General features: G+C 70.3%; 21 protein-coding genes. 2 read left to right on the top strand and 19 right to left on the bottom strand.

What is annotated here, in order from left to right; genetic code table 11:
- Window positions 1-70: 70 nt before the first annotated feature.
- From AC1RAD_RS13740 to AC1RAD_RS13785, 10 genes are all read right to left on the bottom strand, one after another.
- Window positions 71-1021, bottom strand: coding sequence for a sulfurtransferase (locus AC1RAD_RS13740; protein ID WP_492735401.1), 951 nt, complete (start codon window positions 1019-1021; stop codon window positions 71-73).
- 119 nt (window positions 1022-1140) lie between these two features.
- Window positions 1141-2184 carry an LLM class flavin-dependent oxidoreductase gene (locus AC1RAD_RS13745; protein WP_307638257.1) on the bottom strand — a complete coding sequence of 348 codons (1044 nt, stop codon included), beginning with the start codon at window positions 2182-2184 and terminating at the stop codon, window positions 1141-1143.
- Between the two features lie 19 nt (window positions 2185-2203).
- On the bottom strand, window positions 2204-3130 hold the full coding sequence (locus tag AC1RAD_RS13750) for an ABC transporter substrate-binding protein (RefSeq protein ID WP_492735403.1): 927 nt from the start codon (window positions 3128-3130) through the stop codon (window positions 2204-2206).
- 12 nt (window positions 3131-3142) lie between these two features.
- Complete coding sequence (locus AC1RAD_RS13755; RefSeq protein WP_492735405.1) at window positions 3143-4066, bottom strand: ABC transporter substrate-binding protein; 924 nt, start codon at window positions 4064-4066, stop codon at window positions 3143-3145.
- Window positions 4067-4106: 40 nt separating this feature from the next.
- Window positions 4107-5924: an amino acid ABC transporter permease/ATP-binding protein gene (locus AC1RAD_RS13760; RefSeq protein WP_492735407.1), complete on the bottom strand. Its 1818-nt coding sequence runs from the start codon at window positions 5922-5924 to the stop codon at window positions 4107-4109.
- Entirely contained in the window at window positions 5921-6457 is a 537-nt protein-coding gene (locus AC1RAD_RS13765; protein ID WP_492735409.1) for a GNAT family N-acetyltransferase, read from the bottom strand. Before AC1RAD_RS13765 ends, AC1RAD_RS13760 begins: the two co-directional genes overlap by 4 nt.
- Complete coding sequence (locus tag AC1RAD_RS13770) at window positions 6454-7674, bottom strand: M20 aminoacylase family protein (RefSeq protein WP_492735411.1); 1221 nt, start codon at window positions 7672-7674, stop codon at window positions 6454-6456. Before AC1RAD_RS13770 ends, AC1RAD_RS13765 begins: the two co-directional genes overlap by 4 nt.
- A complete protein-coding gene (locus AC1RAD_RS13775) occupies window positions 7674-9014 on the bottom strand; it encodes an LLM class flavin-dependent oxidoreductase (protein ID WP_373866820.1) in 1341 nt (446 codons plus the stop codon). Before AC1RAD_RS13775 ends, AC1RAD_RS13770 begins: the two co-directional genes overlap by 1 nt.
- Window positions 9015-9048: 34 nt before the next feature.
- On the bottom strand, window positions 9049-10056 hold the full coding sequence (locus tag AC1RAD_RS13780; RefSeq protein ID WP_369647128.1) for an LLM class flavin-dependent oxidoreductase: 1008 nt from the start codon (window positions 10054-10056) through the stop codon (window positions 9049-9051).
- A 115-nt stretch (window positions 10057-10171) separates the two neighbouring features.
- Window positions 10172-10372 (bottom strand): hypothetical protein, encoded by a 201-nt coding sequence (locus AC1RAD_RS13785; protein WP_062482175.1) that lies wholly within the window; start codon window positions 10370-10372, stop codon window positions 10172-10174.
- A 176-nt stretch (window positions 10373-10548) separates the two neighbouring features.
- On the opposite strand from AC1RAD_RS13785, the gene AC1RAD_RS13790 reads away from it, so the two are divergent.
- Entirely contained in the window at window positions 10549-10755 is a 207-nt protein-coding gene (locus AC1RAD_RS13790; RefSeq protein ID WP_062482179.1) for a dodecin, read from the top strand.
- 20 nt (window positions 10756-10775) lie between these two features.
- On the opposite strand, the gene AC1RAD_RS13795 is transcribed toward AC1RAD_RS13790, so the two are convergent.
- Together AC1RAD_RS13795 and AC1RAD_RS13800 are read right to left on the bottom strand one after the other, a co-directional pair.
- The gene (locus tag AC1RAD_RS13795) at window positions 10776-12005 is read right to left on the bottom strand and encodes a class I SAM-dependent methyltransferase (RefSeq protein ID WP_492735414.1); all 1230 of its coding nucleotides are present in this window, start codon (window positions 12003-12005) and stop codon (window positions 10776-10778) included.
- A gap of 175 nt (window positions 12006-12180) precedes the next feature.
- Window positions 12181-13164, bottom strand: coding sequence for an AraC family transcriptional regulator (locus tag AC1RAD_RS13800; protein ID WP_062482185.1), 984 nt, complete (start codon window positions 13162-13164; stop codon window positions 12181-12183).
- A gap of 236 nt (window positions 13165-13400) precedes the next feature.
- On the opposite strand from AC1RAD_RS13800, the gene AC1RAD_RS13805 reads away from it, so the two are divergent.
- The gene (locus AC1RAD_RS13805; RefSeq protein WP_492735416.1) at window positions 13401-14453 is read left to right on the top strand and encodes an aldo/keto reductase; all 1053 of its coding nucleotides are present in this window, start codon (window positions 13401-13403) and stop codon (window positions 14451-14453) included.
- Here the strand turns inward: AC1RAD_RS13805 and bioD are convergent.
- From bioD to AC1RAD_RS13840, 7 genes are all read right to left on the bottom strand, one after another.
- Window positions 14436-15197, bottom strand: a complete 762-nt coding sequence (gene bioD / locus AC1RAD_RS13810; protein ID WP_492735418.1) for a dethiobiotin synthase — start codon at window positions 15195-15197, stop codon at window positions 14436-14438. The genes AC1RAD_RS13805 and bioD overlap by 18 nt on opposite strands.
- Window positions 15194-16426, bottom strand: coding sequence for an 8-amino-7-oxononanoate synthase (bioF, locus tag AC1RAD_RS13815; RefSeq protein ID WP_492735420.1), 1233 nt, complete (start codon window positions 16424-16426; stop codon window positions 15194-15196). The genes bioD and bioF overlap by 4 nt, the downstream gene beginning before the upstream one ends.
- On the bottom strand, window positions 16410-17837 hold the full coding sequence (locus tag AC1RAD_RS13820; RefSeq protein ID WP_492735422.1) for an adenosylmethionine--8-amino-7-oxononanoate transaminase: 1428 nt from the start codon (window positions 17835-17837) through the stop codon (window positions 16410-16412). The genes bioF and AC1RAD_RS13820 overlap by 17 nt, the downstream gene beginning before the upstream one ends.
- A gap of 298 nt (window positions 17838-18135) precedes the next feature.
- Window positions 18136-18447: a plasmid stabilization protein gene (locus AC1RAD_RS13825; RefSeq protein ID WP_492735424.1), complete on the bottom strand. Its 312-nt coding sequence runs from the start codon at window positions 18445-18447 to the stop codon at window positions 18136-18138.
- A gap of 114 nt (window positions 18448-18561) precedes the next feature.
- Window positions 18562-19152 (bottom strand): DUF4304 domain-containing protein, encoded by a 591-nt coding sequence (locus AC1RAD_RS13830; RefSeq protein ID WP_492735426.1) that lies wholly within the window; start codon window positions 19150-19152, stop codon window positions 18562-18564.
- Window positions 19149-19766 (bottom strand): alpha-ketoglutarate-dependent dioxygenase AlkB, encoded by a 618-nt coding sequence (locus tag AC1RAD_RS13835; RefSeq protein ID WP_492735428.1) that lies wholly within the window; start codon window positions 19764-19766, stop codon window positions 19149-19151. The genes AC1RAD_RS13830 and AC1RAD_RS13835 overlap by 4 nt, the downstream gene beginning before the upstream one ends.
- A complete protein-coding gene (locus AC1RAD_RS13840; RefSeq protein WP_492735430.1) occupies window positions 19744-22083 on the bottom strand; it encodes an ATP-dependent DNA helicase in 2340 nt (779 codons plus the stop codon). The genes AC1RAD_RS13835 and AC1RAD_RS13840 overlap by 23 nt, the downstream gene beginning before the upstream one ends.
- Window positions 22084-22135 lie beyond the last annotated feature (52 nt).

A 22135-nucleotide genomic window follows, 5' to 3' on the forward strand; every position in this document is an offset into this window, starting at 1 on the left:
TCATCAGAGAGGCCGCGAGGTCCCTCCAACGCCGACTCACCTCGAACTCATCTCACCTCAACTCATTCATTCATTTGGACGCCCACACCGTGCCGGCCGGGTTGTTGACCGGCACGCCGACGGCGTTGCCGTACTCGGTCCACGAGCCGTCGTAGTTGCGCACGTTCTTGTAGCCCAGGATCTTGTGCAGCGCGAACCAGGTGTGGCTCGAGCGTTCGCCGATGCGGCAGTAGGTGATGGCCGGCTTGCTGCCGTCGATGCCCACGGCCGCGTAGATCGCCTTCAGCTCGGCGGCCGACTTGAAGGTGCCGTCTTCGTTCACCGCGCGGCCCCAGGGCACGTTGGCCGCGCCGGGCACGTGGCCCGCGCGCACCGCCAGTTCGGCGGCGCCGGCCGGCGCGAAGATCTTGCCGCTGTACTCGTCGGCCGAGCGGATGTCGACCAGCTTCGCATCGGAGCGGCCCTCGGCCACGGCCAGCACGTCGGCCAGCCGCGCGCGCAGCTGCGGGTTGGGCTGCGTCACCTTGAAGCGCGTGGCGACGTGCTCGGGCGGGCGGTTGTCGAGCACGCGGTTCTCGGCCTCCCACTTCTTGCGGCCGCCGTCGAGCAGCTTCACGTTCTGCACGCCGTACTGGTCGAACACCCAGGCGCCCCAGGCGGCGAACCAGTTGTTGGTGTCGCCGTAGAGGATCACGGTGGTGTCCTTGTCGACACCGGCCGTCGACAGCAGCTTCTCGAACTCGGCGGGGCTCACGATGTCGCGGCGCACGCGGTCGTTGAGGTCGTTGTGCCACGAGAAATTCACCGCGCCCGGGATGTGGCCGCGCTCGTACAGGCCCGGGTTCACGCTGACCTCGATCACGCGCAGCTTCGGGTTGCGCAGGTTCTTCTCGAGCCAGTCGGTGGAGACCAGCGGGCCGCTGCCGTCGGCCGAGGCCTGCGCGAAGGCCGACGGTGCGGTGGCCAGGAAGGTCAGCGTGGCGAGGGACGCGGCGCGCCACCATCTGCTGAAGATCGACATGCGGGACTCCTTGTGTTGAATGGAAGACATCTGAAACAGATCAGAGCGAACTCTAGGCAGGCAGCACGTGATCACCAACGAAGCGTTTGCGATAAGCGCATGCGCAAAGCGTCTGAGGCTCAAGCGAGTGCGGCCTCTTGATGTGGCAGCTCGGCGCGCACGCGCCAGCCCAGTTCGGGCGCGATGCGCACCGCCAGGTCGTCCAGGATCTGCTCGTAGGCCTCGCTGTCGAAGTTGTAGGGCAGCTCCACGCGCAACTCGCTCACCAGCGGCAGCACGGGGTCGCGGTGCAGGCGCTCCAGGATCTCGTCCGCGCTGCCCACGAGGTCGCCGGCGAACAGCGTGCGGCGTTCGCCCTGCGGCGACAGCGTGCGCTCGACGCGGCCCGCGGCGAACGCGCGATAGCGCCGCCGCGTGGCGGCATCGGCGCCATCGAGCGGCACGATCACGCGGCCCAGCGCGATCCGCCCGCGCCGTGCGCCCGGCACTTCACTGGCGCGGTAGCGTTCGACCAGGCCGGTCTGCGCCTCGAGGAAGTCGTCGGTGGTCTCGCCCGTGAGCACGTTGCCCAGCAGCAGGTGAAAGCCGTTGCGCCCCGCCCACTCGGCCGAGCGCAGCGACCCGCCGCCGTACCAGAGCCGCCCGACCAGCCCGGGCGCATAGGGCTGCACGCGCGGACGCACGCGCCCGCCGGCCGACTCGACCACCGTGTCTTCGTCGCCCAGCAGCACGTCTTCGAGGTTGGCGCGCAGCCGCGCCACGCGCTTGTGCGTGAAGTCGACCGTGGCCGGCGGCGCGTCCTGGAAGCGCCCGCCCAATAAGGCGCCGTGCGGCGGCGCACCCGCGCTCAGGCCCACCTGCAGGCGGCCGCGCGAGAGCACGTCGACGGTGGCCAGGTCTTCGGCGAGCCGGAACGGGTTTTCGTAGCCCATCTGGATCACGGCCGCGCCGAGTTCGATGCGCCGCGTGCGCTGCGTGGCGGCGGCCAGGAAGGTCGGCGCCGACGACACTGCGCGCTCCAGGTGGCGCTGGCGCACCCAGGCGCTGTCGAAGCCGCGCCGCTCGCCGAATTCAAAGAGCCGCAGCGCGGCCTCGAGGCCCGCGTGCGGGTCGGCCTCGTCGTAGTTGCCGGGCGTGAGGAAACCGATGTGGTGGATGGTCATGGTCGTGTCGCTCGCAGGGTCAGAACTTCGGCAACCCCGGCGGGTTGACCTCCGATTTCGGCAGCGCCTCTTCGACCAGGCGCCAGCGCGCGAGTGCCTTGGCGTAGGTGCCGTTGCGGATCAGGTTGTTGGCCGCAGTGGTCAGCGCCACCGCCAGCCCGCTGCCCTTGCGCGTGGCCACGGCCACGTCCGACTTCAGCGGCCAGCCCGCGTTCACGGTGCCGGCCAGCCGCAGTTGCCCGTTCTTCGCGGCCTCGTAGGCCTGCGGCGCGTTGGGGTTGAAGTTGGCATCGACGCGCTTCGTCGTCACGGCCAGCCAGCGCGTCACATCGTCGTCGTAGTACTGGATCGACACCGGCTTCAGGCCCGCGGCCACGTTCTGGCGGTCCCATTCGAGCAGGATGCGTTCCTGGTTGGTGCCCGCGCCGGTCGTGAGCTTCAGGCCCGCCACGTCCTTCGGCTCCTTGATCGACTGGATGGCGCTGTCGGTGCGCACGTAGAAGCCGTGCAGGCCGAGCCGGTAGGTCGAGAAGTCGAACTTCTCCTTGCGCTGCTCGGTCACGCCCACGTTGGAGATCACGGCGTCGTACTTGCCCGAGCTCAGGCCCAGCGGCCAGTCGGCCCAGGCGACGGGCCGCAGTTCCAGCTTCAGGCCCAGCGCCTCGGCGATGAGGTGGGCAAAGTCGGGGTCGAAGCCCACCACCGTCTTCGCGTCGGTGGCATAGGTGGAGATCGGCGGCGCGAACGGCGCGATGGCGATGGTCAGCACGCCCTCCTTCACGAACTTGAAGCTCGGTGGAATGGCGTTGACGGCCTCGGCGTCCTTGCCGGTGTGCAGGCGGCCCTTCTGCTCGGGGCTGAAGTCGAAGGCGTCGGCGGCGTGCGCCGGCGCGAGCGTCATCAGCCCGAGGGCGGCCAGCGCCCCCAGTTTTCTCTTGAGCGACATGGTCCCCTCCCCTCAGTTCTTCGGCAGGCCGGGCGGGTTGGTGCGCGCCACCTCGATGGCCTCGGATGCCAGGTTCCAGCGCGACAGCGCCTTGCCGTAGTTGCCGTTCCTGATCTGCGTGTTCAGCGCGAGCGTCACGGCCTCGGCAATGCCCGAGCCCTTGCGCGAGGTGACGGCGATCTCGGCGTTGAGCGGCCAGCCGCCCGACACCAGGCCCGCGAGCCGGGTCTTGCCGTCGCGCGCCTCGTAGGCCGCGATGGCGTTGGGGCCCACGTAGGCATCGGCGCGGCCCGACTGGATGGCCAGGCGCTGCACCACATCGTCGTCGTAGTACTGGATCTCGATGGGCTTGAGGCCGGCGGCGAGGTTCTGCTTGTTCCAGCGCAGCAGGATCTGCTCCTGGTTCGTGCTGGCCGTCACGATGAGCTTCAGGCCCGCGATGTCCTTCGGCTCCTTGATGGCGCCGAGCTTGCTGTCCGACTTCACGTAGATGCCCAGCTGGTCGTTGCGGTAGGTCGAGAAGTCGAACTTCTCCTTGCGCTCCTCGGTGACGGTCACGTTGGACACCACCACGTCGAACTTGCCCGACTGCAGGCCCAGCGGCCAGTCGGCCCAGGCGGTGGACACCAGCTCCAGCTTGCGCCCCAGGCTGTCGGCCACGAGCTGCGCGATGTCGGGCGCGTTGCCCACGGGCGTCTTCGTGTCGGTGGCGTAGGCCGCGAACGGCAACCGGCCGGTGGTGGTGCCCACGACGAGCACGCCTTCCTTGAGGAACTTGAAGTCCTTCGCGAGCCGCACGGCCTCGTCGATCTTCTGCGCGCGCGGGCGACCGGGCTGCTCGGGGCTCAGGTCGGGCGCCGGGGCGGTCTGGGCCGTGGCGGCGATCGGCAGCAAGGCCGCCAGGAGAACGGACAGGAGAAGGCGTCGATGGGTCATGAAATCGGTCAGTTTGAGAAATGGGGGAAAGGAAAAAATCTCAGAGCACCTTGGCCAGGAATTCGGCCGTGCGCGGATGCCTCGGCGCGTTGAACACCTGCTCGGGCGTGCCGGTCTCGAGGATGCGGCCCTGCTCCATGAAGACCACGGTGTCGGCCACCTCGCGGGCAAAGCCGATCTCGTGCGTCACGATGACCAGCGTGGTGCCGGAGCTCGCGAGCTCCTCGATCACCGCGAGCACTTCGCCCACCAGCTCGGGGTCGAGCGCCGAGGTGGGCTCGTCGAAGAGCAGCACCTTGGGCTTGAGCGCCAGCGCCCGCGCGATCGCCACGCGCTGCTGCTGGCCGCCCGACAGCTGGCGCGGGTAGGCGTCCTTGCGGTCGGCCAGGCCGACGCGGGCCAGCAGGTCGGTGGCCAGCGCCTCGGCCTCGGCGCGCGGCAGGCCGCGCACCGACTGCGGCGCCTCGACGATGTTCTCCAGCACCGTGAGGTGCGGGAACAGGTTGAAGTTCTGGAACACCATGCCCACGTCGACGCGGCGCGCGAGGATGTCTTTCTCGTGCAGCTCGTACAGCGTGTCGGCATCACGCCGGTAGCCGATGAGTTCGCCGTCGATGGCAATGAAGCCGTCGTCCACGCGCTCCAGGTGGTTGATGGTGCGCAGCAGCGTCGACTTGCCCGAGCCCGAGGGGCCGAGGATCACGGTGACGCTGCCGCGCGGCGCGGTGAAGGTCACGTCGTCGAGCACCTGCAGCGCGCCGAAGCGCTTGGACACGCCGTGGATCGTCACCTCGCCGCCCGGGGCGCGCGAACCGTTCCAGCGCGGCACCTGTGCGGGCGCCGGTGCCGGTGCCGACACGGGCACCACGGCCGGCGCCCTGCCCCGCGCCCACAGCCCGTGCACCACGCCGCCCAGCCACGAGCGCGGCGCATGGCGCAGCGCCCCGCGCGAGAAATGCCGCTCGATGTAGTGCTGCGCCACCGACAGCACCGTGAGGATCACGAGGTACCACACGGTCGCCACCATGAGCAGCGGAATCACTTCCAGGTTGCGCCGGTAGATGATCTGGATCGTGTAGAACAGCTCGGGCAGCGCCAGGATGTAGAGGTTCGAGGTGCCCTTGGCCAGCCCGATGATGTCGTTGAAAGCCGTGGGCAGGATGCTGCGCATGGCCTGCGGCAGCACGATGCGCGAGGCCTGGCGCCGGCGCGAAAGGCCCAGCGCCGCCGCTGCTTCGAGCTGCCCCTGGTCCACCGACAGGATGCCCCCGCGCACGATCTCCGAGGCGAAGGCCGCCTGGTTCAGCGTGAGGCCCAACAGCGCCGCCACGAAGGGGCTGATGAGCTGCGTGGTCGGGTACGAGAAGAATGTGAGGTCGGTGAACGGCACGCCCAGCGACACGGTCTCGTACAGGTAGCCCAAGTTGTTGATGATCAGGAGCAGCACGATCACCGGCACCGAGCGAAAGAGCCAGGTGAACACCCAGGCCAGCCGCGCCAGCAGCGGCGAGCGCGACACCCGCGCCAGCGCCAGCCCCGTGCCGAAGAAGAAGCCCAGCACCGCGCCCAGCGCCGTGAGCAGCAGCGTGCGGCCCAGCCCGGCCAGCACCGGCTCCGAGAAGAACCACTGCGCGAAGACCGGCCAGCCCCAGCGCGGGTTGGTGAGCACCGAATGCAGCACGAGGCCGATCACCGCCACCGCGAAGACGGTGCCGACGGTGCGCGCCGGGTAGGTCGCGGGGACGATGCGAAAGTGCGAGTAGTCGCCCTTGGCGGGCGGTGTCGCGTCGCTGCGGCGCAGGGGTGCCGTGGGGGTACGAGGCTCCGGACCGGCGTCGAGCACGGTGGTCGTGTTCATCGCGACACCGCCCCGCTCAGTGCCGCACCCACGCGGCCTTGCGTGGCCCATTGCGCCAGGTGCTTCTCGAACGGCAGCTTGCGCGGCGTCTCGGGGTCGGCGTCGTCGGTGAACAGCGCCGTGTAGCCATGGCTGCGGTACAGGCCCACGGCCTCGGGCTGGCGAAAGCCGGTCGTGAGGTAGATGCGCTCGTAGCCCTGGCGCAGCACCTGCGACTCCAGCTCGGCCAGCACGCGGCTGGCCAGGCCCTGGCGGCGCAGCGCGCCGTGCGTCCACACGCGCTTGAGCTCGGCGGTGCGCTCGTCGTGGCGCATGAAGGCACCGCCGCCGATCGCCACGCCGTCGCGCAGCAGCAGCACGAAGTTGCCGTGCGGCGGCGCGAACACCTCGGGCGCGTAGCGGTCGATCTCGCGTGGTGCACCGGGCTCGCGCAGCACGTCGCCGTAGCGGCTGTCGTACTCGAAGGTGAGCCCTTCGATCAACGGCCGCGCCAGCGGGTCCAGCGGCGTGGTGTAGAGAAACTGTTCGCTCATGGGGTGGTTTCCTGGGTGTCGCCGTCGGCGGAAAGAAAACGCTCGGCGAGCCGGGCCCAGTACACGGCCGCGGGCGCGAGGATCGCGTCGTTGAAGTCGTAGCGCGGGCTGTGCAGCGAAGCGCTCTCGCCGTTGCCGAAGAACACGTAGCTGCCGGGACGCGCCTGCAGCATGTAGGCGAAGTCTTCGCTGGCGGTGCGCGGGCGGAAGGCCGGGTCGACCCGCTGCGCGCCGAAGGTGTCGAGTGCCACGGCGCGTGCGAAGGCGGTTTCTTCCGCGTGGTTGACCACCGGCGGAAAGCCCGGCCGGTAGTCGACCTCAGCCTGCGCGCCGAAGCTCTCGGCCTGCGCCCGCGCCAGCGCGGGAATGCGCTGTGCCAACAGCGCGCGCACCTCGGGCTTGAAAGAACGCGCCGTGAGCTTGAGCTCGACCGTGTTCGGAATCACGTTGGAGGCCTCGCCACCATGGATGGAACCCACCGTGACCACGCCCATATCGAGCGGATCGACATTGCGCGCCACCACCGTCTGCAGCGCCGCGATCAGGTGCGCGCTCGCAACCACGGGGTCCACCGTCTCGTGCGGCTGCGCGCCGTGGCCGCCCTTGCCGCGCACCGTGATGTGCGCCTGGTCAATGGCCGCCATCGCGGGCCCGGTGACGCAGCCCACGTGCCCTGCCACCACGCCGGGCCAGTTGTGCAGGCCGAAGACGGCGTCGCACGGGAAGCGCGTGAACAGGCCCTCGTCGATCATCTTCTTGGCGCCCGCGCCGAGCTCTTCGGCGGGCTGGAAGATCAGGTGCAAGGTGCCGCGAAAGCTGCCCGCTTCGGCCAGGAAGCGCGCCGCCGCGAGCAGGATCGCCGTGTGGCCGTCATGGCCGCAGGCGTGCATCACGCCCGCGTTCTCACTCGCGTACGGCAGGCCCGTCGCTTCGTGGATCGGCAGCGCGTCCATGTCGGCGCGGATGCCGAGGCTGCGCCCCGGCCCGCGCCGCAGCGTGCCCACCACGCCGGTGCCGGCCAGGCCGGTCGTGACCTCGTAGCCCCAGGCTGCGAGCCGCTCGGCCACGAGCGCCGAGGTGCGGTGCTCCTTGAACGACAGCTCGGGGTGGCGGTGGATGTCGCGCCGCAGCGCGATGAACTCGTCGCCGTAGCCCGCAATGGTGGATTCGACGCGGTGGATGTCCTTGAGGGCCGGTCGTGGCAGCGCGGCGCCCATCAGGCGGCCTTGCGCTCGGCGGTGGCGCCGCCCTGCGGCGCGGCATGGCGGCTCGCCTTGCGCGGCAGGCCCAGGTGGTCGCGCAGCGTCTGGCCGGGCAGCGTGCGCTGGTAGCGACCGCGCGCCTCCAGCGCCGGAACAACGAACTCGATGAAGTCGTCCAGGCCCTGCCCCAGCACCGGAAAACCGAGGATGAAGCCGTCGGCCGCGCCCTCGTCCACCCAGCGGATGATCTCGTCGGCGATGCGCTCGCCCGTGCCCACGAACTGCGTGCGCGGCGTGGCGACTTCGAGTGCCACCTCGCGCAGCGTCTGGCCCTTGGCCTTGGCATTCGCCTTGATGCGGTCGGTGGTCGAGCGGAAGCTGTTGCGGCCGATCTCGCCCAGCTCGGGGAACGGCGCGTCGAGCGGGTACTGGCTGAAGTCGTGGTGGTCGAAGAAGCGGCCCAGGTAGGCCAATGCTTCCTCGACCGTCAGCAGCGCGCGGATGGCGAGGTACTTGGCCTCGGCCTCCGCCTCGGTGGCGGCGACCACCGGGCCGATGCCCGGGAAGATCTTCACGTCGCCGGCCTGCCGGCCCTGCGCCACGGCGCTGGCCTTGACCTGCTTGAGGAAGGCGCGCGTGTCTTCGAGCGACGGCGAATGGGTGAACACCGCGTCGGCGTACTTGCCCGCCAGGCCGATGCCCGCGTCCGACGAACCGGCCTGGAAGATCACGGGCTGGCCCTGCGGCGAGCGCTGGATGTTCAGCGGCCCGGCCACCTGGAAGAAGCGGCCCTTGTGGTCCAGCGTGTGCAGCTTGTCGCGGTCGAAGAACCGGCCGCTCTCGCGGTCGCGCACGAAGGCGTCGTCGTCCCAGCTGTCCCACAGGCCCTGCGTCACGGCCAGGTACTCGTCGGCGATCTCGTAGCGCAGCGCGTGCTCGGGGTGGGCGCGGCTGTAGTTCTTGGCGCTGCCTTCCAGCGGCGTGGTCACTACGTTCCAGCCCGCGCGCCCGCCGCTGATGAGGTCCAGCGAGGCGAACTGCCGCGCCACCGTGAACGGGTCGCTGTACGAGCTGGAGATGGTGCCCGCCAGGCCGATCTTCGTGGTGACGGCGGCCAGCGCCGACAGGATCGAGATCGGCTCGAAGCGGTTGAGGAAGTGCGGAATCGACTTCTCGTTGATGTAGAGCCCGTCGGCCACGAAGGCGAAGGCGATGCCCGCGGCCTCCGCCTTCTGCGCGCTGCGGATGAAGAAGTCGAGGTTGACGCTGGCATCGGCCGGGCCGCCCGGGTGCTTCCAGGCATTCATGTGGCTGCCGGCCCCTTGCAGCATGACGCCGAACTGGATGTTGCTCATGACGATCGTTCTTGTGGATGGAAAAAGAAAAAACTCAGGCCAGTGCGGGCTCGCGGGCCTGCGCCAGCAGCTCGACCGCCGTGGCGCGCGCGCCGAAGTCCGCCACCGGGATGTCGATCACGAACTCCTCGATGCCGTGGCGCGCGCTGAGGGCCTCGAGCGCATCGCGCACCTCCTCGCCGGTGCCGGCGATGACATGCGGGCGCCGCTCCTCGGTGCGGTAGTCGCTCGCGCCCGCCTGCCGCGCGAACTCGGCGGCGGCCTCGAGGCTGGGCAGGTTCACGCTCTGGCCCGTGGGCAAGGTCACGCGGAAGCTGCGCAGCGCGCCCACGCGCTCGGCGGCCTCGTCGTGCGTCTCGGCGGCGAAGGCGAACAGCGCGAGCAGCGGCGCGCGGCCGGTCGCGCCGCGGTAGGCGTCGATCGATTGCTCGATGTTCACAGGGTCGCCGTTGAAGTGGCCCGCGTAGACGAACTGCCAACCCAGCCGCGCCGCAAGCAGTGCGCTCTCGGGGCTGCCGCCGAGCAGCACGCGCTGCGGCGCCACCGGCGGGAACGGCGTGGCCACGGCGCCGGCCAGCGCATGGTCGGCGGGCACGCCGTCGTGCAGGAAGGCGTCGAGCTCGCGCAGGCGCGCTTCGAAATCGAGGGCCTTCGCCTTCACCGGGTCGTGCAGCGATTGCAGCGCCTTGCTGGTCAGCGGCAGGCCGCCCGGCGCCTTGCCGATGCCCAGGTCGACACGGCCCGGCGCCAGCGAGGCCAGCACCTTGAAGGTCTCCGCCACCTTGAACGGGCTGTAGTGCTGCAGCATGACGCCCCCGGTGCCGATGCGGATGCGCGAGGTCTTGGCCAGCAGGTGCGAGGCCAGCACTTCGGGCGCCGAACCGGCGTAGGTGCGGTTGCCGTGGTGCTCGGCCAGCCAGTAGCGGCGGTAGCCCAGCCGTTCGGCGCGCCGGGCCAGCGCGATGGTGTGCTGGAACGCCTGCGCGGCGTCGGCACCTTCGGGGATCAGGCTCTTGTCGAGCAGGGAGAGCGAGTAGGACACGGTGTTCGGCGATGGCGCAGTGGAAGCGGGTGTGCTTCAAATTCTGCGAGCCATCGCACGGGCCGTTTGCGCTGAATTCCTCTATCGATATCTGGAATCTGCGGGGTCGCGCGGCTCACCATGCATAGGGCAACAGCGCCGCCACGGCCGTGGCGTGCAGCCGCCTGCGCACGCGCAGCGGCACATGGCCGTGCGGTGCGCGGCGTGCCACTTCATGCGGCGACGCCGGCGCGATGCACCAGGCGATGGCGGTCAGCGCGAGGACGTGGCGGGCCTGTGCGGCCGGGGACGAAGAGGCGACGGTGTGCAGTGGCATGGCGGGCGGTTTCCCTGGTTCGATGCCGCCGATTCTGCGAAGCGCACCCGCCATTGCCAAAGACGGATTGCGAATGTCCTGATGCGGTTTGCATCGCATCCGCGCGCCCAAAGGTGTTGCCTCGCGCCCCATGCGATGGCTACGATGGGCACGCAACCACCCAAGGAGCAACCGCCATGTCGAACCATGTCTACAAGTCGCTCGAGCTGACGGGCTCGTCCAAGACCAGCATCGAGGACGCGGTGCAGACCGCCATCGCGAAGGCGCACGAGACGGTGCGCAACATCCAGTGGTTCACCGTCACCGAGACGCGCGGCCATGTGGTCGACGGCAAGGTCGCGCACTGGCAGGTGACGGTGAAGATCGGCTTCACGCTCGAGTAGCCGCAGCGCGGCCCGGCCGCTCAGGCCCGCAGAGCCGACGTGCCTTCGTAGATGTACTTGCGCGACCACGGCAGCGTGGACGCCGCCCTGCCCGCCTTGCGCCCGACGATCTGGTAGATCGCCACGTCGTCGTTCTCGAAGGCGTAGGCGCAGCCCGCGAGGTAGATGCGCCAGATGCGGAACTTCTCTTCGTCGACGAGCGCACGCGCCTCGTCGGCATGGGCCTCGTAGGCGTCGCTCCAGTGACGCAGCGTCTGCGCGTAGTGGCGGCGCAGGTTCTCCACGTCGAAGGCCTCGAGCCCGCCCTGCTGCATGGCCTGCAGCGCCAGGCTGATGTGCGGCAGCTCGCCGTTGGGGAACACGTAGCGGTCGATGAAGTCGCCGCCGCCGTACGACACGCCGCCGCCCTCGGGGTCCGACGAAGTGATGCCGTGGTTCATGACGATGCCGTCGTCGGCCAGCAGCTGCTGCACGCGCTTGAAGTACTCGGGCAGGTTCTTGCGGCCCACGTGCTCGAACATGCCGACGCTGGTGATGCGGTCGAACTGGCCCGTCACGTCGCGGTAGTCCTGCAGGCGGATCTCGATGCGGTCTTGCAGGCCGGCGGCCTTCACGCGCTCGGTCGCCAGGTCGAACTGGTTCTGCGACAGCGTGACGCCCACGCAGCGCGCACCGAATTTCTGCGCCGCGCGGATCACCAGCGCGCCCCAGCCGCAGCCGATGTCGAGCAGTGTCTGGCCCGACTTGAGTTCGATCTTGGTGAGGATGTGGTCTATTTTCTTCAGCTGCGCGGTGGCCAGGTCTTCGTCGCCGTTCTCGAAGTAGGCACACGAATAGACCATGTTCGCGTCCAGCCACAGTTGGTAGAACGCGTTCGACACGTCGTAGTGGTACTCGATCGATTTCCTGTCCGACGACTTGGTGTGCGCGAAGTAGCGGGCCATGCTTTGCAGCGCGCCGCCGGGCTTGTCGAGCGAGGTCTTCGCCAGGCCGTAGGCGATGTCGATCACGTCGCTGAGCTTGCCTTCGATGTCGATCTTGCTCTTGACGTAGGCCTCGCCCAGGTTGTCGAGCGTGGGCTGCAGCATCAGCGACAGCGCCGCGGGCGATTTCACGTGCAGCGTGACCGCCGGTCCGCTGAAGTCACCGAAGTCGTAGGACTGGCCGTCCCACAAGGTGAGCCGCGCGGGCAGGTTGGCCCGTGCGCGGACCGCGGCGCTCCACTGCGCCAGCTTCTTTTCCCAAAGCATGCATCTCTCCGAGTTGTTGAGTAGTCCCGCCTCCACGAGCGGACGGGTGCTGCAGCGAACAAAACGATAGCGAGAATTTGCGAAACCTGCATGGCCGCGACGACGCAAGAAATCGCGGCAGGTGCTATAGGCGCACGGACGCGATGCGACCGATGCAATGCGACCGATGCAATACCTAGGCGGCTTCCATCGAGGTCGCGTCGTTGCCGGCCTCGCCGAGCCAGCGGCGCTTGTCGCGCAGCGGCGGCGCGCCGAACATGCGGCCGTACTCGCGCGCGAACTGCGAGGGGCTTTCGTAGCCCACGTTGTGCGCGGCGCTGGCCACGTCGGTGCCGGCGATCAGCATCTGGCGGCGCGCCTCCTGCAGGCGCAGCTGCTTCTGGTACTGCAGCGGGCTCATCGCCGTCACGGCCTTGAAGTGGTGGTGAAACGACGACACGCTCATGTGCACCGCGCGCGCCATGTCTTCCACGCGCAGCGACTGCGCGTAGTTGGTGCGCAGCGCGCTGATGGCTTTCGCGATGCGCTGCGTGTGGCTGTCGTGCAGCGCGATCTGGCGCAGCCGCGCGCCCTCTCCGTTCACCAGCAGGCGGTACATGATCTCGCGCTTGATGAGCGGCGCCATGATCGGAATGTCTTCGGGCGTGTCGAGCAGCCGCAACAGGCGCAGCACGGGCTCCAGCACCGGCATGGCGATGCGGTTGACGTACATGCCGCGCGAGGCCGGGGCGTTGGCCTTGGCCGGCAGCTTCTCGTCGCCGATGAGGTCGCCGATCTCGTCGAGCGCCAGCTCCAGCCGCACGCCCAGGTAGGGCTCGTTCTCGCTGGTCACGCACACCTGGCCGCACACCGGCAGGTCGACCGAGGTGACGAGGTAGTTCATGGGGTCGTACACGTAGATGTCGTCGCCCACGATGATCCGTTTGGAGCCCTGCGCGATGAGGCCCAGCGCCGGCGTCGCGAAGCCGTGCTTGGGGCCGTCGGGCTTGCTGATGCAGTGCACCTGCAGGCCGGGCACGGCGCATTCGACCGTGCCGTCCTGCCCGCGCGTGATGTGGCGGATGAGCTGCACCAGCTCTTCGCGGGCGGCATCGAGTTCGGGTTCCAGCGGCATCGGCATGGCGAGGACGGTGGCGGTGTCGGGGGTTTCATCAGACATGGGTAGGCCTCTGACAAAGGGGAGCGGCCGCGGTAGCGGCCATGGAGGATTGGGCTGCCCGCAGCTTAGCGTCGCATCTTCTCCTTCGCACGGCCTGCGCACGAGGTCTGGAGAAATAGGCAAAGACTTTGCAGAAACGCGCTCGCCCGCCGGGGCGCGCCGGCGGGATACTTTTTCGCAACCGCCGGCCATTCGTCAAGCCGGACGGCCCCTCCACCCGCAAAGGACAACTTTCGATGCAATACCGCCAATTCGGCCGCACCGGCCTCCTGGTTTCCGAACTCTGCCTCGGCACGATGACCTTCGGCGGCGCGCCGGGCATCTGGGACCACATCGGCCAGCTGCAGCAAGGCGAGGCCGAGGGCCTCATCGGTCGCTCGCTCGACGCCGGCATCAACTTCATCGACACGGCCGACGTGTACTCCGAGGGCCTGTCCGAGACCATCACCGGCCAGGCGCTGAAGAACCTGAAGGTGCCGCGCGACCGCGTGGTGGTCGCGACCAAGGTGCTGGGCGAAACCGGCAGCAAGGGCGTGAACTCGGCCGGCGCCTCGCGCTACCACATCATGGACGGCGTGAAGGCCAGCCTGAAGCGGCTGCAGCTGGACCACATCGACCTGTACCAGATCCACGGCATCGACCCGATCACGCCCATCGAGGAAACGGTGCGTGCGCTCGACGACCTCGTGCGCCAGGGCCATGTGCGCTACGTGGGCGTGTCGAACTGGGCCGCGTGGCAGATCGCCAAGGCGCTGGGCATCGCCGAGCGCGACCGGCTGGCGCGCTTCGAGTCGCTGCAGGCCTACTACACCGTGGCCGGGCGCGACCTGGAACGCGAGCTGGTGCCGATGCTGCGCAGCGAACAGCTCGGCCTGATGGTCTGGAGCCCGCTGGCCGGCGGCCTGCTCAGCGGCAAGGTCGACCGTCACGCGGCCACCGCGCAAGGCAGCCGCCGCGCGAGCTTCGACTTTCCGCCGGTGAACGTGGAGCGCGCCTACGACTGCATCGACCTCATGCGCCAGTTCGCCGAGCCGCGCGGCGTGTCGGTGGCGCAGATCGCGCTGGCCTGGCTGCTGCACCAGCCGGTGGTGACCAGCGTGATCGTCGGCGCCAAGCGCATCGACCAGCTGGACGACAACATCGCCGCCACCGAGGTGCGGCTCACCGCCGACGAACTCGCGGCGATCGACAAGGCCAGCGCGCTGGCGCCCGAGTACCCGGGCTGGATGCTCGCGCGCCAGGGCGGCGTGCGCGCCCAGCGGCTGGCCGATTCAGGCCGTCGCGGCTGACACGAGCGGGGCCTCGGTGCGACGCGCGGCATGGGCCGCGCTCGCCCGCAGCGCACGCAGGTCGAGGTGTTCGGCGGCGCGCGCCGCCGAGGGCTCTGCCAGGTGCGGCACCACGCCCAGCAGCGGCGCACCGAGCCGGGCGCGCAGCGTCTGCAGGTTGCCTTCGGGCGAGAGCATCTGCGGCTCGACCACGCTCGCGACCCAGCCGGCCAGCACCAGCCCGCGCGCGCGGATCGCCTCGGCGGTGAGCAGCGCATGGTTGAGGCAGCCCAGCCGCAGCCCGACCACGAGGATCACGGGCAGGCCCAGCGCCACCGCGAGGTCGGCGGTGTCCAGGTCGTCGCCCAGCGGCACGCAGAAGCCGCCCACGCCTTCCACCACCACCGCCTCGGCCTGCGCCGACAGCCGCTCGAAGGCATCGAGCAGCACGGGCAGCGCGACCTGCACGCCCTCTTCCCGCGCCGCCAGGTGCGGCGACATCGGCGCCTTCAGCACGTAGGGGCAGCGCCAGGCCAGCGGCGCGGCGACGTTGCCGGCCGCCTGCAGGCGCTCGACGTCTTCGTTGCGCCATTCGCCGTCGATGGCATCGAGCCCCGCCGCCACCGGCTTCATGCCGACCGCGCGCAGGCCCGAGGCGGCCAGCAGCGCGAGCATGGCGCTGCTCACCAGCGTCTTGCCCACGCCGGTGTCGGTGCCCGTGACGAACCAGCGGCGCTGTGTCGCTGCTGCTGCTGCCGTCGTCATGCGGCCTCCGGCCACGGTTCGGCCAAGGCCTCACCCAGCGCGCCGATGAGCCGCGCCACGTCGGCCTCGGTGTGGCTGGCCGACAGCGCGATGCGCAGCCGCGCGGTGCCGGCAGGCACCGTGGGCGGACGGATTGCGCCCACGCGCAGGCCGTGCACGTCGAGCCGCTCCATGGTCTGCATGGCGCGCGCGTTGTCGCCCACGATGAGCGGCTGGATCGCCGTCGGTGAATCGGCCAGCCAGGCGCTGCCGTCGGCCGGCAGCACCTGCTTGAGGCCGTTGCGCAGCTGGGTGATGCGGGCGCGCAGCTGCGCACGGCGGCGCATGCCCTCCTCGCCCTCGATGAGCGCCAGGCTGGTGAGCAGCGCATGCGCCACCGCCGGCGGCGCGGCCGTCGTGAAGATGTAGGGCCGCGCGCGCTGCACCAGGAAGTCGATCACCGTGCGGTGCGCCGCCACGAAGGCGCCCGACACGCCGGCCGCCTTGCCCAGCGTGCCGATGAGCACCAGCCGCTCGGAGCGCAGCGCCAGCGCCTGCAGCGCGCCGCGCCCGGTGGCGCCGAGCACGCCGAAGCCGTGCGCGTCGTCGATCACCAGCCAGGCGTCGTGCTGCTCGGCCAGCGCCAGCAGGCCCGCGACCGGGGCGATGTGGCCGTCCATGCTGAAGACGGCGTCGCTCACGATGATCTTGACCGGCGCGTCGCAGGCGGCCAGCTGCGCGTCGAGCGCCTGCAGGTCGCAGTGCGGGTAGCGTTCCACGCGGGCGCGGGCCAGCCGCGCGCCGTCGATCAGCGAGGCGTGGTTCAGCGTCTCCGAGAAGATCACCGCCTCGCCGTCGCCCAGCGCCGACAGCACCGCGAGGTTGGCCATGTAGCCGGTGCAGAAGAACAGGCTGCGTGCGTCGGGAATGTGCGGCGCCATCCATTCGCCCAGCCGCTCCTCGAGCTGCGCATGGGCGCGCGAGTGCCCCAGGATCAGGTGCGAGCCGCCGCTGCCCGTGCCGTAGCGCGCCGCGCCTTCGGCCAGCGCCTCGGCCAGCGCGGGGTGCGCGGCCAGGCCCAGGTAGTCGTTGCTGCTGAAGCCGAGCATGGTGCGCGGCGCGGCGGCGCCGGCCAGCGTGAGGATCTGCTCGGGCGCGCAGGCGGTTTCGGCGATCTGCCGGCGGCGGCGCAGCGAGCGCGCGTCGAGCGCGGTGATCTCGTCCTGCAGGCGTTCAAGCAAGCGCAGCATCGCGGGCTCCTTCGTCGGCGGTGGCGCCGGGTGCATGGGTGACGGCCTGGAGCGTGGCGAGCGTGCCGTCCACGAGCTGGTCGATCTCGTCGTCCGCAATGGCATACGGCGGCATCAGGTACACGGTCGCGCCGATGGGCCGCATCAGCAGGCCGTGGTCGCGCGCCGCGAGGTGGAAGCGCTCGGCAAAGCGCGCGCCGGGCTCGCGCACGTCGAAGGCCGTGATCATTCCGCGCTGGCGCAGGTGGTCGATCGCCTGGCCGGCGAGCCCCTCGCGCAGCCGCGCCAGCAGGCGCGCGGACCGCGAGAGGTTGCGGTTCAGCGCGTCTTCCTGCTCGAACAGATCGAGCGTGGCGAGCGCCGCGCGGCAGGCCAGCGCGTTGCCGGTGTAGGAATGCGAATGCAAAAAGCTGCGCGCGGCATCGTCGTCGACGAAGCCCTGGTAGATGGCCTCGCGCGTCATCACCAGCGCCAGCGGCAGGTAGCCGCCGCTGATGCCCTTCGACAGGCACAGGAAGTCGGGCCAGATGCCGGCCTGCTCGCACGCGAAGAAGGTGCCGGTGCGCCCGCAGCCGACCGCGATCTCGTCCGCGATCAGGTGCACGCCGAAGCAGTCGCACAGCGCGCGCACGCGGCGCAGGTAGGTCGGATCGTGCATCGCCATGCCGGTGGCGCACTGCACCAGCGGCTCGACGATCACGGCGGCGATGCTGTCGTGCTGCGCGGCCAGCAGCGCCTCGAGCTCGTCTGCCGCGCGGTTCGCGACGGCGGCGGCGTCTTCGCCGGGCCGGGCGGCGCGCGCATCGGGCGAGGCCACGAGGTGCGCGCTGGCGAGCAGCGGCGCGTAGGCGTCGCGGAACACGGGCACGTCGGTGACGTGCAGCGCGCCCAGCGTCTCGCCGTGGTAGCCGCCGCGCAGCGCCACGAAGCGGCGCTTGCCAGCGCGGCCTGCGTTGCGCCAGGCGTGGAAGCTCATCTTGAGCGCGATCTCCACGGCCGAGGCGCCGTCGGAGGCATAGAAGCAATGGCCCAGCGCATGGCCCGTGAGCGCCGCCAGCCGCTCGGCCAGCTCGACCGCCGGCGCGTGCGTGCAGCCAGCGAGCATCACGTGCGGCAGCGTGTCCAGCTGCGCCTTCAGCGCGGCATTGATCGCCGGGTGCGCATGGCCGAACAGGTTGACCCACCACGAGCTGGTCGCGTCGAGGTAGCGCCGGCCTTCATGGTCGGTCAGCCAGACGCCCTCGCCGCGCGCGATGGGCAGCGGCGGCGCCACGTCGAGGCGGATGGTCTGGGTGCAGGGGTGCCAGACGTGGCGGCGGCTGCGCTGTTGCCAGTCGGCGTTGGCATTGGCGGCATCGGCACCTGCGGCGGCTGGCGCGGTCGTGGGGGAGAAAACGTTCGAGGGAGGCACCCGCGCGTTCCTTTCTGGAGGGCAAGGCGGCGGATCGTATCGACGCGAACGCGCCCCGGCAAACGCCCGGAACGCGTGCGAAAAGAAGGCGGAATGACCGAGGTTGGGCGGTGTAGCGCGTGCGTTCAGGCCAACGTCGCGCAAGCTGGCGACTTCGTGCGGGGCCGCGCCGGCGCGGGGCCGACGCAAGTTGTCCGGCTGCCGTCACAGATGGCGAAGGAATGTCCGCTTTTCAGGGTACGCGGTGGGTGGACTCCGCTTTTCGGACAACCGATATGGCTGGTATTCACAACCGGCTTCAGCCGCGCTTCTCGGCGTTGCGCTTGCGCGTGGCGGCGCCCCTCTTCGCGGACGCCGAACGTTCGGCGGCCGTGCGGTGTGCCGCTGCGGCGCCGCCGAGGCGACCACCCTTGCGAGACGGTGCATGGTTCTCGGGCCGGCCGCGGCCCGCACCGCTCTTCTTGCCGCCGCCGGTCTCGGCATTCACCGTGGCCCAGGCGCGGCGCTCGGCCTCGCCCTTGGCCACGCCGCGGTGCTCGTAGCCTGCCTCGATGTGCTCGGCCTTGCGTTTCTGCTTGTCCGTGTAGGACGACTTGTCGCCTCGTGGCATGTCTGCGCTCCTTCAATCAAATGGGATGAAAGAAGCCTTCATGCTGGCCGCCCGTGCGGCGCCATGGGTCGGAAGAGGCAGGCGCTGCGCGTCAGCGCAGTCTGTCGTGCGCGCTCAGGCCGACAACACGTTCGCGAGGTCGGTCTTCAGGGCCGTGGCGCGTTCCGGCGCCCGCGCGAGCCCCGCCTCGACCAGCGCCTGTGCCCGTGCGCGGTCGCCCAGGTGCACCGCGATCCGTGCGAAGTGCAAGGCGGTGCGCGCATGGATCTGGTGCGGGTCGGTCTCGCGCAGCATCTGTTCGAAGCTCTGCGGATAGCTGCCATGCCGTGCGAAGAAAGTACGCCCCGGCCCTTCCCACTCGCTCACGATGAATTCGACGTTTTCCTCGGCCTGTTCTTTCGTCTCGCCATAGGCCCACCCGAACGCGGCGCCGGGCGGTGGGTCCAGGCGGTCGCGGAACACGCAGTGCGATTCTTCGAGCGCCTCGGGCGCCACCGGCGTTCCGCCCTCGGGCGGCAAGAAGTCCAGGTGCGCGCCGAGGTTCAGGTAGCAGGCCTTGCCGCCGCTGGCGCCCTGCACGTTGAACACGTGGATCACCGGCCCGTCGATGCGCCGCAGCGTCTGGCCCGAACCCTGGAAGCCTTCGGCCTTGAGCACGGGAAAGAGGTGGTGCGTGAGCAGCTTGAGGAAGGTGGTGCGGTTCATGGCGCGCGGGGTCTCCGGGTACGCAAGGTGATCGAATAACGCAGGCCCTCGGTCGGGGCGATGGCATGTTGCCATGCCCAGCGCGCCGGTCCGCGCAGCAGGTACACGGAGCGCGGCTCGACGAGGACCTCGAGCGCGGCCGGCCCCGACGCGGGCGCGCCGGGCACGTAGGGCCTGAACTGCATCACCGCGTCGCCGTGCAGCGAGACGCCGACGATGTCCTCGAAGTCGGGCACGTCGCGGTGCCAGCCCAGCGGCGTGCCGGGGCGGTACTCGGCGATCAGCACGTGGGTGAGGTCTTCGGGCGCCAGGCCGGCCCAGGCGGCCGCCTTCGCGCGCAGCGGGTGCAGCGCCTCGGGCAGCGGCGCGCCGGGCTTGAGGCGGTTGGTGTCGAAGTCGTAGCTGCCGCCGAAGCTGGTGCCGCGCCGGCGGGCCGTGTATTCCTTGTAGCGCATCTCCTTGAGCGGCAGGCCCTGCACGATGCGCAGCAGGCCGGCCTCCTCGTCGCGCGACAGGAACCCGGGTTCGTAGCGCAGGCCCTCGATGGCCGCCACGGGCGCCTCGCCGAACAGGTCGGGCTGGCCGGCGTGCTCAAGGCGTCGGGTGGCGCGCATCGCCTTCCCCGGCCTGCCCGGCCTCCCCGGCCAGTTGCACATGCCACCAGCGCGGCAGCAGCTCGCGGATCTCGGCGCGTGCAAAGCGGTCGTCGAGCAGGTGCAGCACGCCGGTGTCGGCCTCGGTGCGGATCACGCGGCCGGCGGCCTGCACCACCTTCTGCAGGCCGGGGTAGAGGTAGGTGTACTCGTAGCCCTTGCCGAAGCGCGACTGCATGCGCTCGCGCGTGATCTCGTTGAGTTCGTTGTACTGGGGCAGCCCCAGGCTCGCGACGAAGGCGCCGATGAGCCGGCTGCCCGGCAGGTCGATGCCCTCGCCGAACGCGCCGCCGAGCACGGCGAAGCCGATGCCCTGCCCGCCTTCCTCGAAGCGCGCGACGAAATCGTGGCGGTCGGTTTCGCGCATGCCGCGCGTCTGCGTCCATACGGGCACGCCGGGGTGACGCAGCGAGAACGCGGCGCAGGCCTTGTCCAGGTAGTCGAAGCTGCTGAAGAAGGCCAGGTAGTTGCCGGGCAGGCGTTCGAACTGCGCGCCGATGATGTCCGTCACATGGCGCAGCGAGCCGGCGCGGTCGCGAAAGCGCGTGGAGACGCCGGTCGCCACCTCGACGCGCAGCTGCTGGCCGCGAAACGGCGATTCGACGTCGAGCAGCGCCGTGTCTTCGGGCAGGCCGAGTGCGTCGCGGTAGAACGCGAACGGCGCGAGCGTGCCCGAGAAACAGGTGACCGACACCGCATCGGCGAAGCGGCCTTCGAGGAAGGGCCCGGGCACGAGGTTGCGGATGGCCAGGCCGCGCTGTTCCTGCGTGGCGCCCAGCGTGCGCTCGAACACCGAGTGGTCGTCGAAGACCTCGGCCAGCCGCGCGAAGTGCAGCGCATCGAAGAAGAAGCGCTGCAGCGGCCCCTGCGCCGCGTCGGGCGTGGCGGCGAAGTGCTCGGCCATCGCGGTGTTGGCGGCCTGCAGCGTGCGCAGGAAGCGCTCGGGGATCTCGTCGGCGGTGTCGTAGCCGGCGGTCTGCGCCTGCTGCAGCGTGTCCCATTCGCGGAACAGCCGCGCCAGCGGGCCGCGCACGGCGGCGGGCGCTGCGCGGTGCGCTTCTTCCAGCGCCGCGCCTTCGAGCTTCGCGGTGTACATGCCGCGCGCGCGCTCCAGCAGGTTGTGCGCCTCGTCGACCAGCACGGCGACGCGCCAGTTGGCGTCCTTCATGCTGGCGAAGAGGAAGGCGCTGCCGTCGAAGTAGTAGTTGTAGTCGCCCACGACGACGTCGCTCCAGTGCGTCATTTCCTGCGCCAGGAAATAGGGGCAGACCTCGTGCGCGAGCGCAACCCGCCGCAGCGCTTCGCGGTCGAGCCAGCTCACCTGCGCGGCCTCGGCGCGCGCGGCGGGCAGGCGGTCGTAGAAGCCGCGCGCCAGCGGGCAGGCCTCGCCGTGGCAGGCGCGGTCGGGGTACTCGCAGACCTTCTCGCGGGCCGCGAGCTCGAGCACGCGCGGCCGGTGCGCGCCGCCCTGCCCCAGCACGCGCAAGGCGTCGAGCGCCACGGGCCGCCCGGAGGTCTTGGCGGTGAGGAAGAACACCTTGTCGAGCTTGTGCGCCGCGCGCGCCTTCAGCAGCGGAAAGAGCGTGGCCAGCGTCTTGCCGATGCCCGTGGGCGCCTGCGCCAGCAGGCAGCGCCCGCCCACGGCGGCGCGATAGACCGCCTCGGCCAGTTCCCGCTGGCCGGTGCGGAAGTCGGCGTGAGGAAACTCGAGCCGCGCCAGCGCGTCGTCGAGCGCGCCGCGGTGCGCGGCCTCGCGCTGCGCCCAGTCGCTGTAGCAGGCGCACAGGGTCTCGAAGTGCGTGCGCAGGGTGTCGCGGGTGTGCTGCTCTTCGAGCACGGTTTCGTCGCCGCTGGCCAGGTCGAGGTAGACCAGCGCGACGGTCAGCTGCTCGTGCCCTTCCTGCTCGCACAGCATCCAGCCGTAGCAGCGCACCTGGGCCCAGTGCAGCGCGCGGTGGTTGGCGCGGATGGCGTCGAAGTCGCCGCGGAAGGTCTTGATTTCTTCCACCCGCGCCTGTGCCGGGTCGTAGCCGTCGGCCCGGCCGCGCACGCGCAGCGTGCCGCAGGTGGTGGCCAGCGGCACCTCGCTCTGGTAGTCGCCGCCGCGCCGGGCCTGCACCAGCGCGTGGCCGGCCATGCCTTCGAGCGCGCTGGGCGCGGGCACGAAGCGCAGGTCGAGATCGCCCGCCTTCGCGCCGAAGGCGCACAAGGCCTTGACGGACACGACGTGCGCCGCCGAGACGGCGGCTGACGGAGCGGAATGGAGGTCGGAAGGCATGCTGCCGATACTGGATGAAATCACAGTATAGCGAGCGCCGAATGCGGCAATA

The sequence above is a fragment of the Variovorax sp. GW823-FHT04B03 genome, from assembly GCF_058796495.1.